Source organism: Nocardia sp. NBC_01503 (genome assembly GCF_036327755.1).
Lineage (GTDB): Bacteria > Actinomycetota > Actinomycetes > Mycobacteriales > Mycobacteriaceae > Nocardia.
In genome coordinates this window covers 5,083,745-5,099,636 of record NZ_CP109596.1, presented here as the reverse complement: position 1 = coordinate 5,099,636, position 15,892 = coordinate 5,083,745, and the positions used below count along the sequence as shown (strand labels likewise).

The window sequence follows — 15,892 nt, the reverse complement described above, 5'->3', positions numbered from 1 at the left end:
CCGCGATCACTGCGGCGTCAATCCCCGGTTACAGGAGTATGTCGAGTGAAGGCACAGTACCCGCGCTGGGACCAAAGACGAGCATTTCGGGCACAGTGCCTCTAAGGTCACAGGTCATGACCGACGCGCCTGTATCCATCAGCAAGTCCGCGCCGATGATCTCGATGCGGAGTGTGGACAAGCACTTCGGCTCGCTGCACGTGTTGCGTGACATCAATCTCGAAGTGCCCTCCGGGCAGGTCGTGATCGTGGTGGGACCATCCGGCTCCGGCAAGTCGACCCTGTGCCGCACCATCAATCGGCTGGAGACCATCGACTCCGGGGAAATCGCCATCGACGGGGTGAAATTGCCCGATGAGGGCAAGGCACTCGCCAAACTGCGCGCGGATGTGGGAATGGTGTTCCAGTCCTTCAATCTGTTCGCACACAAGACCATTGTCGAGAACGTCATGCTCGCGCCGGTGAAGGTGCGCGGCACCGACAAGACCTCCGCGCGAGCGCACGCCATGGAATTGCTCGAACGCGTCGGTATCGCCAATCAGGCGGACAAGTATCCGGCGCAATTGTCCGGTGGGCAGCAGCAGCGCGTGGCGATCGCCCGCGCGCTGGCCATGAATCCGAAGGTGATGCTCTTCGACGAGCCCACCTCCGCCCTCGACCCGGAGATGGTCTCCGAGGTGCTCGAGGTGATGGTGCAGCTGGCCAAGGACGGAATGACCATGGTCGTGGTCACGCACGAGATGGGCTTCGCGCGCCGCGCGGGCAATCGGGTGCTGTTCATGGCCGACGGGCAGATCGTCGAGGACACCGACCCGGACGCCTTCTTCACCGCACCCAAATCCGATCGCGCCAAGGACTTCCTCGGCAAGATCCTCAGTCACTGATCCATTCGCAACAGAGCCTGATCTCCCTACACAAGAAGGACTCCCGATGCGTTTCAACAAGGTACTCAAGGTCGCGGCCGGGGCCATCGCCCTAGCCGTCGTCGCCACCGGATGTGGCGGGGGCAGCGACAAGTCGGCCGGAGAGAACGCCGCCAGCGGCAAGCTCACCGTCGGTATCAAGTACGACCAGCCGGGTCTGGGCCTGCACAACAAGGACGGCTCGTTCAGCGGTTTCGATGTGGACGTGGCCAAGTACATCGGCGCGAAGCTGGGCGTGAAGCCGGAGAACATCACGTTCAAGGAGGCGCCGTCCGCGCAGCGCGAGACGCTCATCCAGAACGGGCAGGTCGATTTCATCGCCGCGACCTATTCGATCACCGATAAGCGCAAGGAGAAGGTCGACTTCGCCGGTCCGTACTACGTGACCGGGCAGGCGCTGCTGGTGCGTTCGGACAATACCGATATCACCGGTGCGGATTCGCTGAACGGCAATAAGAAGCTGTGCTCGGTCAAGGGTTCGACCCCCGCGCAGAACATCAAGGACAAGTACGCCAAGGATGTTCAGCTGCAGGAGTACGACACGTACTCGCTGTGCGTGGAGGCGCTCAAGTCCGGCTCCGTGGACGCGCTGACCACCGATGACATCATTCTGCGCGGTTACGCGGCCCAGTCGCCGGGTGCGCTGAAGGTGGTCGGTGCGCCGTTCACCACCGAGAAGTACGGAATCGGCGTCAAGAAGGGCGATGCCGAATTCCGCAACAAGGTCAATGACGCCATCGAGGCCATGATCGCGGACGGGTCCTGGAAGGCCGCGCTCGAGAAGAACTTCGCCGGAACGGGTTTCCAGATCCCGGCGCCGCCGCAGGTGGACCGGTACTGAGTTGAAACGGTGTGCCGGGCGGTGAAACCGCCCGGCACACTTCGTATTTCACTGAGAAATGCTGTGAAGGGAAGGACGCGCGCGCCGTGTTCAACTTGATCTCGGACTACCACACCCAGTTATTGGACTCGTTCTGGGTGACCATCAAACTGACGCTGTACTCGGCGGTGCTGGCGCTGGTTCTGGGCACGATCGTGGCCGGAATGCGGGTCGCGCCGGTACCTGTCGCGCGGTGGCTCGGCACGGCGTACGTCAATATCTTTCGCAATACCCCGCTGACGCTGATCGTCATCTTCTGCTCGATCGGGTTGTACTCCACACTCGGCATCAAACTCGCGGCGGCGGGCACGAATGACATCGCGGAGAACAACTTTCGCTACGCGGTACTCGGATTGGGTATCTACACGGCGGCTTTCGTCTGCGAATCACTGCGCTCGGGCATCAATACGGTGCCGCTGGGACAGTCCGAGGCCGGGCGTTCACTCGGCCTGACCTTCCTGCAGAATCTGCGACTCGTGGTGCTGCCGCAGGCATTTCGCGCGACCATCGGCCCGCTCGGCAGTGTGTTCATCGCGCTGACCAAGAACTCCACCGTGGCCTCGGTGATCGGTGTCGGCGAGGCCGCGCTGCTGATGGACACCATGAACGAGAACGAGGCCATGCCGCTGGCCATCGGCGCCATCTTCGCGCTCGGCTTCGTGGTGCTGACCCTGCCCACCGGCCTGCTCTTCGGCTGGCTGGCCAAACGATATGAGGTTGCGCGATGAGCTCGGCATCGGTTCTGTACGACGCTCCGGGACCCCGCGCGCGGCTGCGGTATCGGATCTACTCGGGCGTGGTCGTCGTGATCGCGGCGGCGGTGCTGTGGTTCATCTACAGCGCGCTCGACAACAAGGGGCAATTCGCGGCCGATAAGTGGAAGCCGTTCCTGGAAGAGGACATCTGGTCCACCTATCTGCTGCCGGGTCTGCGCGGGACCATCGAAGCGGCGGTGCTGTCCATTGTCTTCGCGCTGGTGATCGGCATGGTCTTCGGCATTCTGCGCTTGTCCGATCATCGCGGTGTGCGGATTTTCGCCGGGGCGGTCGTGGAGATCGCACGGGCCATTCCGGTGCTGATCCTGATGATCTTCCTGTTCGCGGTGTTCTCGCAGAACAACGTATTCCCCTCGGATCAACTGGCTTTGGCCGCCGTGGTGATCGCGTTGACCATCTACAACGGATCGGTGATCGCGGAGATCGTGCGCTCGGGCATTCGCTCGCTGCCGCGCGGACAATCCGAGGCCGCCGTCGCACTGGGTCTGCGCAAGAACCAGGTCATGCGCATCGTGCTGCTGCCGCAGGCGATTACCGCCATGCTGCCCGCACTGGTATCGCAAATGGTTGTGGCGCTGAAGGACTCGGCCCTGGGCTACCAGATCACCTATGTGGAGGTGGTGCGCGCCGGTAAACAGCTCGGCGCGGCCGAACAGAACACCATCCCCGCCCTGCTGGTGGTCGCCGCCATCATGATCACCCTCAACTACACCCTGAGCGTGGTCGCCACCCGCCTGGAGCGCTGGCTCCGCACCCGCAAACGCGGTTCCCGCGCAGCACTTCCCGCCAACGCCGTCACCGCGGCGCCCGGCGTGAACCGGACCGGCAACCGCCCCTGATTTCAGACACGTTCGGCCTGGGCGAATTACTCGCCCAGGCCGTTCGTCGTCTCGGACCAGGGCGCTTCGGTGCGGCCATCGGATTCCGACTTCGGGCCAATGTCTCCCGAGCCTCGGACAGCGGGCATCCCGAACTCGCATACTGGCGTACATGACCGAAGCGGACAGTGCCCGAAGACAATTCCGCCTGGGCCTGCTCCTGCTCGCCTGCGCCACCCCCTTGGCCGCCCTCTGCACAGCCCTGGCCGCCGCCCTCGGCGCGGTCATGCTCACGCAAGCCCGCGCCCGCCAACGCCAACCGGCCCCGCCCCGAACACCCTCCCGCACCTCCCTCCCCCGCCTGGCCACCCCCCGCCCGGCCCCACGCGCCGACACCCGCCGCCCCCGCCGCGGCCCCCGACATCACGGCCGAATCCTGCACTGACACAGCATCACCGCGTAGTCAGAGCATTGCGGAAAGATCGAATGCCCGCGCGAAGTCGTCACCCCAGGCCCCGGCGTGATCGCGCTCGAACGCCCGGAAAAGGCGTTCCCGCACCGGTTCACACCGCAGCCACGCAACCGTCGCCGCGTCCGGCCTCCGCTGATACACCGTCTCGATCACCAGTTTCGCAAGATGCCGATCGGCGGCCGACCCTGTATCCGACTCCCACACTCGCAGGTACCGAGCAGGTTCGATGTGCGCCGCCGCGATCGCACGCAGGAATTCCCGCGCCGAAGTGAACGCGCCCACCCGGGAAGGGAACTCGGCCAGCAGCCGCCCCCACACCGCATCGAGGTAGTCCTCGACGGCCCGCCGCTCCGCCTCCGGCCAACTCCCCCACTCGTGCTGGGCCAACTTCCCCAGCACGAGTTCGGGATCGAGCGCCTCGGCGGTGACCAAGCGCTCCAACAACATCGGCAGCAGCGCTTTCACATCGTCGCGACCGCCGACGGTATTGCCGAGCTTGAGCGCCAGCCAATACAGATCCGCCTCATCGACCCGGACCGGCGGTCCGCAATGCGGACACCGCTCGAGCGTCTGCCGCCGCGGATATGCCACGAACGCACTCGCAACTCCCGCCAGCGCCAGAGCGACCTCATCACCCATCAGGCAATCCTCCTTGCCGAGTCGCCTACCGACCGGCAGGGTGCTTCGACGTTCCTGCGATTATGCGGGAATTCGTCGAGTGACCTCCTGCGTAATGACATGCACGTGGATTCCCGTATGGGGGATGAGGATTCCACTCGGGGCCTTCTCAGCAGAGACTGGCAGAAGCCTCCGGGTGCGAATCTGGATACGATCCGCGGCCCGTCGGCCAGGCTGGGTCGTGAGAGTGCGGCTCCCAAAGGGGAGTGAAAGACGCCGGACCGAACCCGCCGCTACCGGTCGAGATCGGCGGCGGCGAGTTCGGCTTTGACGAGTGAGTAGGCGTCGGATTGGTTGTAGCCCCTCCGAGCGAGCATGCCCACCAGACGAGTAATCACCTTCTGCCGGTCCAGGTTCGGGGGGAAAGTCCGAAGTTTGCGGCGAACCAGTTCGGCGCCCGGATCGGAATCAGCCCCCTCGAACTCGTCGAGCGGCCCTTGGGAGGGTTCGGGCGCGGCCGGGCCGGAGAAACGCGGTGCGGGTTTGGCGGCTGCGGTGAAACCGGCGGCGTCCACCTCGGGGGTGACTATCGCAAAGGCGGTCGATGAGTTGTAGCCGCGCCTGGCGAGCATGCCCGCCAGGCGGGTGATCGCCTTCTGGCGGTCCAGAGTTGAGGGGAAGGTGCGGAGTTTGCGTCGGACGAGTTCTGTCGCGGCGTCCATGTCAGGTTCGGTGGGCTCGGTTGCGGCGGAGTTCGCCGCGGTGGGGTCGAGATGTGCGGAGCCTGAACCGGACTCCGCGGCATGGCGACCGTCGTCGACTACGTCCTCGGCGCCCGAGGCCCCGCGCTCGGGCGGGCGGTGTCGCGGCGGGTCCGGGAGGTCGACGGACTTCAGGGCGGTCGCCACTACCCCGAACGCGGTGCCGGGGTCATAGCCTTTGCGGGCCAGCAGGGAGACCAGGCGGCGGGTTGCCTTGTCGCGGTCCATGGTTGGGGGCAGTGAGCCGAGTTTCTGGCGGACCAGCTCTTCGGCGCGCGAGGACTCGGCCTCCGGTGTGAGGGAGGCCAGCGCTTCGTCGGCGTGCTGCGGGGAGATGCCTTTGCGGCGGAGCTCCTCGGCCAGGACCTTCTTGCCCTTGCCGGAGTACGTATGGCGGGAGTACACCCACTGCTGGGCGAAGGCGGCGTCGTTGATGAGACCGACCTCGGTGAGGCGGTTCAGGACTCGGTCCGCCACCTCGGTGCTGTATCCCTTGGCGGCCAAACGATCCGCGAGTTCGGCGCGGCTGCGATCGCGGTCGGTGAGCAGGCGCAGGCAGATCTCCTTGGCCTGGGCATCTTTACCACCGCCGGGCAGCGGTTCGACCGGACCGTATCCGTAGCGCCGACTACGCCGCCCACCCCGGGCACCGCCGGACTCGCGGAAATCCCCGTCGCCCGCACCGTTCGCCGCAGCCCCTCCATCTCCCCGCCGCCGAGAGCGGCGACCACGCCGCCCCTCACCCCGTTCACCGTTGTGGCTGTCCGAGGCCGTGTGCTCGGAATCAGCGGAATCACCCGCAGGGGTTGCCGACCTCTTCGACACTGCCGAGCGGCGGCGCACGCCGGACTCTTCGGTGGATTGAGAATCGTCATCCGTCGCAGGCTGTTCGCTCGGGAGAGGGCGGGTGAGGCGGGGTTGGCGGCGTTCCACCCAGAGTTGAGCGTCGGAATCGGTGGCGGATTCGGACCACCGGGAGGGTGAATCCGTGCTCGACTCCGACCATTTGGTGGAGTCGGAGTCCGCGCCCGAATTGGTCCAGCGGGTCGGGGCCGCCTTCGCACCGGAATCGTCCCAGGGGCTGGGGGTATCCCACACGCCGCCTTGGGAGCCGGACCTACCGGAACCGCCGCGCGAGCCGCCGAGCTTGGAAGCCGAACGGCTGCCGCGGGATTCGAGGGCGTCGAGTTGGCGGCGGAGGCGTTCCACCGCTTCGAGGCGGGAGTCCTCGGGCCCCGGCCGGGTGGGCCGGGGCTCGGGGGTGGACCTGTCGGTCATACGGATCAGAAGTCGGCGGGAGCCTCGGCGTCGGCTGCGGTGACATCCGCACCGATGCCGAGCTTCTCCTTGATCTTCTTCTCGATCTCGTCCCGCACATCGGTGTTCTCCAGCAGGAACTTGCGGGCATTCTCCTTGCCCTGGCCGAGCTGGTCGCCCTCGTAGGTGTACCAGGAGCCGGACTTGCGGATGAAGCCCTGCTCGACACCCATATCGATGATCGAGCCCTCCTTGGAGATGCCGACACCGTAGAGAATGTCGAACTCGGCCTGCTTGAACGGCGGGCTGACCTTGTTCTTGACGACCTTCACGCGGGTACGGTTACCGACCGCGTCGGAGCCGTCCTTCAGCGTTTCGATACGGCGCACATCCAGGCGGACCGAGGCGTAGAACTTCAGCGCCTTACCACCGGTGGTGGTTTCGGGAGAGCCGAACATGACACCGATCTTCTCGCGCAGCTGGTTGATGAAGATGGCGGTGGTACCCGAGTTGTTCAGCGCACCCGTCATCTTGCGCAGCGCCTGGCTCATCAGGCGGGCCTGCAGACCGACGTGGCTGTCACCCATTTCGCCTTCGATTTCCGCGCGCGGCACCAGGGCGGCGACGGAGTCGATGACGATGATGTCGATGGCACCGGAACGCACCAGCATGTCGGCGATTTCGAGCGCCTGCTCACCGGTGTCGGGCTGGGAGACCAGCAGCGCGTCGGTGTCGACACCGAGCTTGCGGGCGTACTCCGGATCGAGCGCGTGCTCGGCGTCGATGAAGGCGGCGACACCGCCGAGGGCCTGCGCGTTGGCGACCGCGTGCAGGGCGACGGTGGTCTTACCGGAGGATTCCGGACCGTAGATCTCGACGACGCGGCCGCGCGGCAGACCGCCGATACCGAGCGCGACATCGAGCGAGATGGAGCCGGTCGGGATCACCGAAATGGGCTGGCGCACCTCCTCGCCGAGGCGCATGACCGCGCCCTTGCCGAAGCCCTTCTCGATCTGGGCCAACGCCAGTTCGAGCGCCTTGTCGCGGTCAAAAGGCTGTGGTGCCATCCTTTGGTTCCCCTTTTCGACGGGTTATCTCGTGCTGTGGTTGGCGCTCACGTTAGAGGGAGCCACCGACAAGTTCCGACGCCGAGCTTAAACGAACAGGTGTTCGAGGCAAACACCACACCCGCCGACACGCGGGACGGAAATTTTCCGGACCGCGAACCGACCCGCCGCGGTAATACAGGTCAGCGGACCAGTGTGATCCGCCCGGCATCCATCAGCACCTGCGCCTGTTTGAACAGCCGCAGCGCGGGCGTCACCTCCACATCGGTGATCCCGTCCAGCGCACCCAGCCGCTCGGTGACGAAGCGGTACAGGTGTGCGGTGTCGTGGCAGACCAGCGCGGCCGTCATGGTGGTCGGCCCGGTGGTGGCCGCGACATAGGTGACCTCCGGATAGGTCGCCAGCGCCGCACCGACCGCCGCGAGATCGGCGGGCCGCACCCGCAACCAAATCGCCGCGCGCACAGTGACTCCCATGCGTTCGAGCGCGAAATCCAGATCGAAGTACAGCACCCCGGATTCGAGCAGTTCGGCCATGCGGCGCGCCACCCGCGGCGCACTCCAGCCCGTGGCCGCCGCGAGTTGCGAGTAGGGCGCGCGACCGTCCCGCGCCAGGATGGTCAGCATGGCCTCATCCTCGGGCGTCAGCGCGACGGGCGCGTCCAGTACCGCCGCGTCCCGCACCGGGCGGCCGGGGCCGAGCGCCCGCAGCTGTTCGGCGGTGAGCATTCGGCTGTAGCGCGGCCAGTCCTCGTCCAGCGGGAAATTGTGCATGACCTCGTGCGCGATCAATTCGGTCACCTGCGGCGTGCCTGGAATCAGTTTGAGCAACAAGGCATCTCGCCGCTCCGCGGTGCGCGCGCGGCTCACACACATGACCTCCGAACCGGTGGAGAGCAGTGCGACCCAGCTGAGTTCGGGCAGTCGCGCGAGCGCCTCCGCGAGCCGGAACGCCCCGCTGGGAGTCGAGCGAATGCGCAGAATCCACCGCGCGTGCCCGAGCGGGACCACATTGATCTGCCCGGAGATGTGCAGTATGCCGCGCTGCCGCATCGCACGATAGCGCCGCGCCACCGTCTGCTCCGAAACATCAAGAATGGCAGCGAGTTTCGCGAACGGGATGCGGGCATCCACGACCAGCCCGTGCACGATTCGCTTGTCGAGGTCATCGAGAATGGCGGATTCTCCAGGCAATTCGAGAGCCATAGGGGGAATCTAACGAAAACCTCGCTGCGAGTGTGCGGAAAGCGACGCAGGTCGCACGCTGAACGTCGAAATCGTTCACTCTCCTCGGAGGCTCCCCGTGCGGAAATGGCTCCCCTTGTTCGCCGCGTGCCTAGGCACGCTGATGCTCCTCATAGACGTCACCATCGTCAATGTCGCGCTGCCCGATATGGCCGCAGACCTCGGTGCCGGATTGTCCGGCCTGCAGTGGATCGTGGACGGCTATGCGCTCGCCCTGGCCGCGCTGCTGCTCGTACTCGGCTCACTCGCCGACCGGCTGGGTGCGAAGCCCGTGTACCTTGCCGGTCTCACCCTCTTCGCGATCTCCTCCCTGGTGTGCGGATCGGCCGCGGACACTTCGATTCTCATTGTGGCGCGGGTGTTCCAAGGCATCGGCGGCGCGGCCATGTTCGCGACCACACTCTCGCTACTGCACGCCACCTACACCGGCCGTGATCGCGGAATAGCCTTCGGCGCGTGGGGCGCGGTCGGCGGCGCGGCAGCCGCGCTCGGAGTGGTGCTGGGCGGCGTGCTCACCGATCTGCTGTCGTGGCGCTGGATCTTCCTGGTCAACCTGCCGATCGCCGCGCTCACCATCGCTCTCTCGATAAGCGTTTTCCCTGCCTCGCAACGGCGTTCGGGTCACCGCGTGGATCTACCCGGCATGCTGGCATTCACCGTCGCCGCGACCGGTGTCACCTTCGGCATCATTCGCGGCGGCGAACACGGCTGGGATGACGGCGGGGCGCTGGCTGCCCTATGCCTCGGTCTGGCCGCCGCCGCGCTCTTCGCGGTCATCGAATCCCGCGGTCCCGCACCGATGTTCCCACTGAGTCTGCTGCGCAACCGCACCTTCGCCGCGACACTGCTCGGCGCCTCCGGGCAGACTTTCTCGGCCTTCGCCGCTTCGCCGCTCATTTCCCTGTGGCTGCGGCAGCAGCTGCACATGAGCCCGCTGAGTACCGGGCTGGCATTGCTTCCCATGGCAGCGACCGCCTTCCTGGTAGCCGGTGCGACCGGGCGGTTCCTGCACGACGCGGCCGCGAAGTGGACGATCGGCGCGGGTCTGATCGTGATCGCCGTCGGCGCGGGCCTGCTCACCATGGTCGACACCGGATCCTCCTGGACCGCACTGATTCCCGGTCTCGTGGTGATCGGAGCGGGCGCGGGCGTCAATGCCCCCGCGCTGGTGTCGACGGCCATGGCCGCAGTCCCGGTACAGCAAAGCGGGACCGCGGCCGGAGCGGTGAATACCGCACGCCAACTGGGACTCGCGCTCGGAATCGCCATCCTGGGCACGGTATTCCGCGGGACCGCCGGCGATGGTCGACCAATTCCACTGACGCACTTCGTGGATGGAATCGACACCGCTTTCACGGTCGCCTGCGTGGTCGGTCTGATCTTCGGCGCGGTGTCCTTCGCCCTGTTCCACCGGGCACGGGCACAAGTCGCGCCGATATCCGCGCAACCCGCGCTGGTCGATTGAGCTGAACACGTCCGCTCCGGCCGCACCCGCGCTATCGGCACAGGTGTCAGCCGGAACGGTGGATCGGGGCGCTGCGGTCGGGGCAGGTGGTGCTGGCACCACCGCGAAGAGTGGTGCGGGCAGGCTGCCTCGCGGGGGCGAGATCGCCGAGTATTGGTGAGGCCGAGGCAATTCCGCTTCGGCACTCACCCGCCCCACTGGCCATCGCGGCACTGCCCGCCGCGATGGCCGAGCGGGACAGCGGCTTTCGATGCGCTGGGGCGGAATCCGCGGCCCGATCAGAGTTTTTCAGATGTGCCCCGCCACCGGGCAAGGGGCGCTGGCGACCGGGCCCGCGAGCTTCCGGTCGTGTCGCGCGGGGCTGCGACGGCCCGAACTCCAGGTGCCTGCGGCTCATTCGAGGGGCAGGTCCCAGTCGTCGTCTTCCGGGCCGCGGGTTCCGAAGATGCGGCGCTGGGATTCTTCGATGCGGGTGTCGTTGATGCTGGCTTCGCGGCGGGACATCAGGCCCTCGGGGCTGAATTCCCAGAGTTCATTGCCGTAGCTGCGCCACCACTGTCCGGACTCGTCGTGCCATTCGTATTGGAAGCGGACCGCGATGTAGTTGTCGTGGAAGCTCCAGAGTTGTTTGCGGAGGGCGTAGCCGTTCTCGGTGGACCATTTGCGCTTCAGGAAGTCGACGATCGCGGCGCGGCCGGTCAGGAATTCGTCGCGGTTGCGCCAGACCGAATCCTCGGTGTAGGCCTGCGCCACCTTCTCGGGATCGCGGGTGTTCCAGGCATTTTCGGCGGCGCGGACCTTGAGCTTGGCCGTTTCCAGATCGAAGGGGGGTAGTGGGGGTCGCATGAGAAGCCTTTCAGGGGTTGACCGGTGAGAGTTCGGGGGCGCTCCAGCGCAGTGGGGTCGCGCCGGAGATGTGCACCACCTCGGTGATGGTGAAGTCGATGGCGCATTGTGCGCCGGTGGTGAAGACCGCCTCGTCCCAGGTGATTTCGGCGGTGCCGGTGAGTTGCAGGGTCGCACCGGTACGCCAGTCGGGGATGAGTATTCCGCAGCGCGGGTCGGCGGCGATATTGCCCAGGGTCATGAACATGGAGTTGCCCCGATAGTCCGGCCAGCGCAGGTGGGTCGGGGAAAGCACCTGCAGGAAGCCGGGATTGCCGCCGCGATGGGAGGCGTCGGCATTGCCGTTCGGGTCGGCGGAGGCGACGAAGAAGGCATCCGCCGCCGAAATGGCTTGTCGCTGAGCGGGATCGAGGGATTCGGCCTTGCGCACCGACACCGCGGCAGCCTCCGACCAGGCTTCGATACCGCGGCGGGAGATGTACTTCGGGCAGTTGGAGTACACCTGATCGGCGGCGATGCGGATACCCGTCGCGGTCGGCTCGGCACGGCCGTTGACTCGCATCCGGCGACGCGATTGCGGTTGCAGTGCGATGAGACCGATATGCCCTGGACCACGCAGTGCTTCGGCCAGCGGGTCACCGGGGACCGGGAGCGCGTCCACGGCTATCGAACGGTCGTCGGTCGCCCGCGCGAAACCGGGCGGACCCACCAGTGGACTCGCCCAGAGCGCGCCCGCGGCATCGGCGGCGGCCACCACGACGATCGGCTGTGCGGCCAGGAATTCCGCTGCGGGCGCGGGGATTTCAGGGCGGATCATGCGGCCTACCCGCTGCGCGATATCGGCCTGGCCCAGCCGTTCCTGAACGGCCAGTTCACCGGGGTGATAGGCGATGGTCATGGTGTGCTCCTGTCGGCGGGCCTGTGCTCTCGACCCGATCTACCGAATTTCGCCGCGGTCCCGAATATTCCGGGTCAGAAGAATCCGCAGGTGGGGGCGGCTCCGCTCGGGGCGGGGGCGTTTTCGGCACCGGTGGGCGCGTACACCTCGAGGCGGATCCCGTCCGGGTCCGCGAAGAAGATGCCGCCCGAGGCCGCGCCCTCTCCATGGGCGACCACGCCGTCGTGGGCGAAGGCCACCCGGAGCTCCTGCAGTACCGATTCGACCGCGCGGACCTGGTCGATGGTGTCGACCTGAAAGGAGAGGTGGTGCAGGCCGGGGGTTTTCGCCGAGAATTCGCCGTCGCTCTGCTGCCATAGCGTCACCTGGAGCTTGCCTTCGGCGCCGAGGAAGGCGAAGCGGTGGTCGCCCTCGCCGCCCGCGCCGAGCTGTTCGAAGCCGAGTGCGCGGCGATAGAAGTCGATCGAACGGTCGAGGTCGGTGACATTGAGGCCGATATGGCCGGTGGCGAGCGCGGGTGCGGTCATGAGGAACCCTCCGGAAGATCTAACTGTTGTTTGTTGTTTGACTAGTTAGAAACTAGGGCCATGGCAATTCACTGTCAACCCTCATAATGATTAATACCGGTTAGACAGGAGGCGTTCCGGTGATGACAGACCCCGGGCGGTTACCCTCAGGCGTGCCCGCTCCACGCCCCCACCTCGGTGAACCACTCGCGCTGGACCTGCTCAATACCCGCTGGATCGACGCGGACGGACCGCAGGATCTCCTCGCGGACACCAGAGGACTGCGGCAGTGGCTCGCCGAGAACGACCTCGCGGTCCAGGCGAGCGAGCCGATGTTGCACGCCGTCCGCACGGCTCGCGAGGCGATTCTGCATGCGGTCCGGGGCGAATCCGCCGACGAGTTGAACAAGGTCCTCGAGCACGGCCGGATCCGCCGCACCCTCACCCCCGCGGGGCCCGTCGCCGAACCCGATATCCGGCAGGCCGAATGGCTTCCGGCCTGGCTGGCGGCCGACGATCTGCTGAATCTGCTGGCCGCGGCCCCCGACCGGATCAAACAGTGCGCGCACCCCAACTGCGTGCTCTGGTTCCACGACACCTCGAAGAACGGTGCCCGCCGCTGGCATTCGATGGCGACCTGCGGCAATCGCGCCAAGGCCACCAGGCACTACGCGAAGAAAACCCACCCGGACGAGTAGGTCGTCACCACCGCGTCTTCGGCACATCGAACTCCGAGCACAGCGCCCGCCACACATCGCGCGGATCGATTCCCGCGTCGATGGCCTGCGCCCCCGTCTTTCCGATCCGCGGCAGCACATGATCGGTGAGCAGCGCATCACCGCGCGCGGTACCGAATTCGGTATGCAACAGCTCCTGGAACTCCGTCAATCGCACGGCCGCGAGCCTACGCCACGGCCCAACCCGGCGCGCACCCCTCCACTCTGCGCGAACACTCCCATCCGAGGGTGACCGCGCGATCTCGGCGGAAGCCGCGGCAGCCCGGACGGTGTGGATCCCGGCCAAAAAAACATGCCGGGATGACGGGGTGCGATGACGCGCCGGGGTAGGCGTGGCGGTTGTGCGCTCTATGCGTGGGCGGCGTCGCGGATGTCGTGGCAGATTTGGACCGGGTCGGAGACGACCGCGGCTCCGGCCGCGGCGGACTTGGCGGCGGCGGTGTAGGCCGGATCGTCGAGGATCTGTTTCACCGCGTCGCGCACCGCTTCGGGGGTGAGGGGGCGGACCAGGATCGAGCTGCCTTGGCGGACCGCGCGATTGGCGAGCTCCCACTGATCGCCGCCGCCGGGGATGGTGACGACCGGGACGCCTGCCAGGAGGGATTTGGCGAGCAGACCGTGGCCGCCACCGCCGATAACCACCGCCGACTGACCGAGCAGTTCGTCTTGGCGACCCAAACCGGCCGTGGCCCAGGAGGGTAGCGATGCGGGTGGGGTGTCGAGGGTGGAGACCGCGACTCGGACGCCGGCGCCTTCGAGTCCGGCCAGAACGGTTTCGACCATGTCGGCGATACCGGTGTGCGCGGTCGAGGGGGCGACCATGACCAACGGTTCGTCGCCGGGAGGCAGGTCAAGAATCTGTTCGGTCGGTTCCCAGAGCAGCGGTCCGACCAGATGCGCGTTCTCCGGCCAATCCGGGCGCGGCACCTCGAGCGCGGGCAGGGTGGCGATCAAGCGCGCGTCCGGACCCGGATCCTCTTCCGGCAGACCGATACTCGCGCGCGCCGCAGCACGCTGGGATTCACCGCGCCGAATATCGCGGGCGGTGAACGTGCGCAGCACCGAATCCCGGGCGCGCCCGCGCACACCCTCCCCCGGCGCGAGTCCACTTCCGATGGGCGGCAAGCCCTTCGACGGCAGGTACAGCGGATGCGGGGACAACTCCACCCACGGCAATCCGAGCCGCTCGGCCGCCATGCCGCCACCCGCGGTGAGCACATCCGACACCACCAGCTCGGGCAGCATCGCACTCAACTCGGGCATGATCTCGGTCGAAATGAATGCCGCGCGTTGATGAATGCGCGCGCCCGCGTCGGCGTCGTCGTCGTCGGCGCGCGGTGCCAGCCCCTTCAACCGCCGCACCCCGATGCCCGCATCGCGCGCGGCGTCGAACCAGCGCGGACTGGTGAACAGCACCGGCTCATCCCCGGCCGCCAGCATTCGCAGGCACAGGGCGATCGCCGGAAACGCATGTCCCGGATCAGGCCCGGCCACCACCGCTACTCGCACACGCGTAGCTTCGCACACCGCCCCGCCGAGCCTTGCACCTCGGCCCACCAAAACCGGCGGGTATCGTCCACTCCCCGCCCGGCAGCGGAGCCCTCGCCATCCCGGCGCGGACCCCTCCGTCATCCCGCACGGCCCCGTCATCCCGCACGGCCCCGTCATCCCGCACGGCCCCGTCATCCCGCACGGCCCCGTCATCCCGCACGGCCCCGTCATCCCGCACGGCCCCGTCATCCCGCACGGCCCCGTCATCCCGCACGGCCCCGTCATCCCGGCGCGTTTTGGCCGGGATCCACGAAACCGGATGGACACGGCCGGTGTGGATCCCGGCCAAAAGCATGCCGGGATGACGGGGACGGGGCGGGGAGCTAGCCGAAGTTGTAGAGCTCGAAGGAGAGGGCCCGGGTGGCGGGGAAGCCTTCCTTGGGGCCTGCGGTCATATCGATTACCGCTCGGGCCTGGTCCGCTACCGGGGTGTCGCTGAGGGCGGCGAGGTAGCGGTGGTGGGCGGTGAGGGATTCGACGGCGACTTCGATGGTGTCGGTGACATCGACCGCGTGACTGCCGTCGGCCACGCCGTAGACGGCGGCCCAGCGCGGGGAGTGGGCGGGCAGGTCCAGATCGGTGTGGATCCACTCGTTGCCAGCGTCGGAGACGGCGTCGAGAGCCGCACGGCCTACGGCGCGGTGATCGGCGCTGTTGGCGTAGCCGCGCGCCCAGACATCACCGAAGTTGAAGAGCACCACCATCTCCGGTCGATGGCGGCGGATGGCCCCGGCGATATCGCGGCGCAATGCGAGGGTCTCCTCGATGCGTCCGTCCGGGTAGCCGAGGAATTCGACCTGGCTGACGCCGACGATCTTGGCGCTGGCCCGCTCCTCATCCTCGCGGAGCGGTCCGGCTTCGGCGGGCGGCAGTCCCGCGATACCCGCCTCACCGCTGGTGACCAGGACATAGCGAATGTCCTTGCCCTGTCGTGTCCATCGCGCGACCGCGGCGGCGGCACCGTACTCGATGTCATCGGGGTGCGCGACGATCACGATGCCGCGCTGCCAGTCCTCGGGAAGCTGCTCCATGACTGAATTCAACACCACCCCGAGCCCGCTCCGCATCGGTCA

17 protein-coding genes are annotated in these 15,892 nt (G+C 66.9%); 7 read left to right on the top strand and 10 right to left on the bottom strand.

The genetic code is table 11. The features are described 5' to 3' along the window. The first annotated feature begins 155 nt into the window (after nt 1–155). The 5 genes from OHB26_RS22970 (at nt 156) to OHB26_RS22950 (ending at nt 3,842) form a co-directional block, all read left to right on the top strand. Complete coding sequence (locus tag OHB26_RS22970) at nt 156–884, top strand: amino acid ABC transporter ATP-binding protein (protein WP_330185754.1); 729 nt, start codon at nt 156–158, stop codon at nt 882–884. Between the two features lie 46 nt (nt 885–930). Further along, nucleotides 931–1,764 carry a glutamate ABC transporter substrate-binding protein gene (locus tag OHB26_RS22965; protein ID WP_330179324.1) on the top strand — a complete coding sequence of 278 codons (834 nt, stop codon included), beginning with the start codon at nt 931–933 and terminating at the stop codon, nt 1,762–1,764. Nucleotides 1,765–1,850: 86 nt separating this feature from the next. Next, nucleotides 1,851–2,531, top strand: coding sequence for an amino acid ABC transporter permease (locus OHB26_RS22960; RefSeq protein WP_330179323.1), 681 nt, complete (start codon nt 1,851–1,853; stop codon nt 2,529–2,531). Continuing rightward, entirely contained in the window at nt 2,528–3,418 is an 891-nt protein-coding gene (locus OHB26_RS22955) for an amino acid ABC transporter permease (protein ID WP_330179322.1), read from the top strand. Before OHB26_RS22960 ends, OHB26_RS22955 begins: the two co-directional genes overlap by 4 nt. 151 nt (nt 3,419–3,569) lie before the next feature. Next, a complete protein-coding gene (locus OHB26_RS22950; protein WP_330179321.1) occupies nt 3,570–3,842 on the top strand; it encodes a hypothetical protein in 273 nt (90 codons plus the stop codon). Nucleotides 3,843–3,860: 18 nt separating this feature from the next. Here the strand turns inward: OHB26_RS22950 and OHB26_RS22945 are convergent, their stop codons facing one another. The 4 genes from OHB26_RS22945 to OHB26_RS22930 form a co-directional block, all read right to left on the bottom strand. Beyond that, nucleotides 3,861–4,508, bottom strand: coding sequence for a hypothetical protein (locus tag OHB26_RS22945; RefSeq protein WP_330179320.1), 648 nt, complete (start codon nt 4,506–4,508; stop codon nt 3,861–3,863). A 272-nt stretch (nt 4,509–4,780) separates the two neighbouring features. Next, on the bottom strand, nt 4,781–6,526 hold the full coding sequence (gene recX, locus OHB26_RS39740) for a recombination regulator RecX (RefSeq protein ID WP_442942705.1): 1,746 nt from the start codon (nt 6,524–6,526) through the stop codon (nt 4,781–4,783). A 5-nt stretch (nt 6,527–6,531) separates the two neighbouring features. Continuing rightward, on the bottom strand, nt 6,532–7,572 hold the full coding sequence (gene recA / locus OHB26_RS22935) for a recombinase RecA (RefSeq protein ID WP_330179319.1): 1,041 nt from the start codon (nt 7,570–7,572) through the stop codon (nt 6,532–6,534). Nucleotides 7,573–7,754: 182 nt separating this feature from the next. Further along, nucleotides 7,755–8,777, bottom strand: coding sequence for an Lrp/AsnC family transcriptional regulator (locus OHB26_RS22930; protein ID WP_330179318.1), 1,023 nt, complete (start codon nt 8,775–8,777; stop codon nt 7,755–7,757). Between the two features lie 97 nt (nt 8,778–8,874). On the opposite strand from OHB26_RS22930, the gene OHB26_RS22925 reads away from it, so the two are divergent. Further along, nucleotides 8,875–10,281 carry an MFS transporter gene (locus OHB26_RS22925; RefSeq protein ID WP_330179317.1) on the top strand — a complete coding sequence of 469 codons (1,407 nt, stop codon included), beginning with the start codon at nt 8,875–8,877 and terminating at the stop codon, nt 10,279–10,281. Nucleotides 10,282–10,674: 393 nt separating this feature from the next. Here OHB26_RS22925 and OHB26_RS22920 read toward each other — a convergent pair whose 3' ends face one another. The 3 genes from OHB26_RS22920 to OHB26_RS22910 all read right to left on the bottom strand — a co-directional run bounded on the left by OHB26_RS22920 (nt 10,675) and on the right by OHB26_RS22910 (nt 12,552). After that, nucleotides 10,675–11,127 carry a nuclear transport factor 2 family protein gene (locus OHB26_RS22920; RefSeq protein WP_330179316.1) on the bottom strand — a complete coding sequence of 151 codons (453 nt, stop codon included), beginning with the start codon at nt 11,125–11,127 and terminating at the stop codon, nt 10,675–10,677. A 10-nt stretch (nt 11,128–11,137) separates the two neighbouring features. Beyond that, nucleotides 11,138–12,019: a pyridoxamine 5'-phosphate oxidase family protein gene (locus OHB26_RS22915; RefSeq protein WP_330185753.1), complete on the bottom strand. Its 882-nt coding sequence runs from the start codon at nt 12,017–12,019 to the stop codon at nt 11,138–11,140. A gap of 80 nt (nt 12,020–12,099) precedes the next feature. Then, nucleotides 12,100–12,552 (bottom strand): VOC family protein, encoded by a 453-nt coding sequence (locus OHB26_RS22910; protein ID WP_330179315.1) that lies wholly within the window; start codon nt 12,550–12,552, stop codon nt 12,100–12,102. A gap of 152 nt (nt 12,553–12,704) precedes the next feature. Here OHB26_RS22910 and OHB26_RS22905 point away from each other — a divergent pair, with 152 nt between their 5' ends. Then, nucleotides 12,705–13,229 (top strand): CGNR zinc finger domain-containing protein, encoded by a 525-nt coding sequence (locus tag OHB26_RS22905; RefSeq protein WP_330179314.1) that lies wholly within the window; start codon nt 12,705–12,707, stop codon nt 13,227–13,229. A 4-nt stretch (nt 13,230–13,233) separates the two neighbouring features. Here OHB26_RS22905 and OHB26_RS22900 read toward each other — a convergent pair whose 3' ends face one another. The 3 genes from OHB26_RS22900 to OHB26_RS22890 form a co-directional block, all read right to left on the bottom strand. Further along, nucleotides 13,234–13,425, bottom strand: a complete 192-nt coding sequence (locus OHB26_RS22900; RefSeq protein ID WP_330179313.1) for a DUF3046 domain-containing protein — start codon at nt 13,423–13,425, stop codon at nt 13,234–13,236. Nucleotides 13,426–13,616: 191 nt separating this feature from the next. Beyond that, entirely contained in the window at nt 13,617–14,777 is a 1,161-nt protein-coding gene (locus OHB26_RS22895; protein ID WP_330179312.1) for a glycosyltransferase, read from the bottom strand. A gap of 365 nt (nt 14,778–15,142) precedes the next feature. After that, entirely contained in the window at nt 15,143–15,850 is a 708-nt protein-coding gene (locus OHB26_RS22890; RefSeq protein ID WP_330179311.1) for a PIG-L deacetylase family protein, read from the bottom strand. Between the last annotated feature and the right edge of the window lie 42 nt (nt 15,851–15,892).

Excerpts from the sequence above, each read along its gene's own strand:
- OHB26_RS22970 (WP_330185754.1), top strand. The coding sequence starts at position 156 with ATGATCTCGATGCGGAGTGTGGACAAGCACTTCGGCTCGCTGCACGTG.
- OHB26_RS22965 (WP_330179324.1), top strand. The coding sequence starts at position 931 with ATGCGTTTCAACAAGGTACTCAAGGTCGCGGCCGGGGCCATCGCCCTA.
- OHB26_RS22955 (WP_330179322.1), top strand. The coding sequence starts at position 2,528 with ATGAGCTCGGCATCGGTTCTGTACGACGCTCCGGGACCCCGCGCGCGG.
- OHB26_RS22950 (WP_330179321.1), top strand. The coding sequence starts at position 3,570 with ATGACCGAAGCGGACAGTGCCCGAAGACAATTCCGCCTGGGCCTGCTC.
- OHB26_RS22945 (WP_330179320.1), bottom strand. The coding sequence starts at position 4,508 with ATGGGTGATGAGGTCGCTCTGGCGCTGGCGGGAGTTGCGAGTGCGTTC.
- recX (WP_442942705.1), bottom strand. The coding sequence starts at position 6,526 with ATGACCGACAGGTCCACCCCCGAGCCCCGGCCCACCCGGCCGGGGCCC.
- recA (WP_330179319.1), bottom strand. The coding sequence starts at position 7,572 with ATGGCACCACAGCCTTTTGACCGCGACAAGGCGCTCGAACTGGCGTTG.
- OHB26_RS22930 (WP_330179318.1), bottom strand. The coding sequence starts at position 8,777 with ATGGCTCTCGAATTGCCTGGAGAATCCGCCATTCTCGATGACCTCGAC.
- OHB26_RS22920 (WP_330179316.1), bottom strand. The coding sequence starts at position 11,127 with ATGCGACCCCCACTACCCCCCTTCGATCTGGAAACGGCCAAGCTCAAG.
- OHB26_RS22910 (WP_330179315.1), bottom strand. The coding sequence starts at position 12,552 with ATGACCGCACCCGCGCTCGCCACCGGCCATATCGGCCTCAATGTCACC.
- OHB26_RS22890 (WP_330179311.1), bottom strand. The coding sequence starts at position 15,850 with ATGGAGCAGCTTCCCGAGGACTGGCAGCGCGGCATCGTGATCGTCGCG.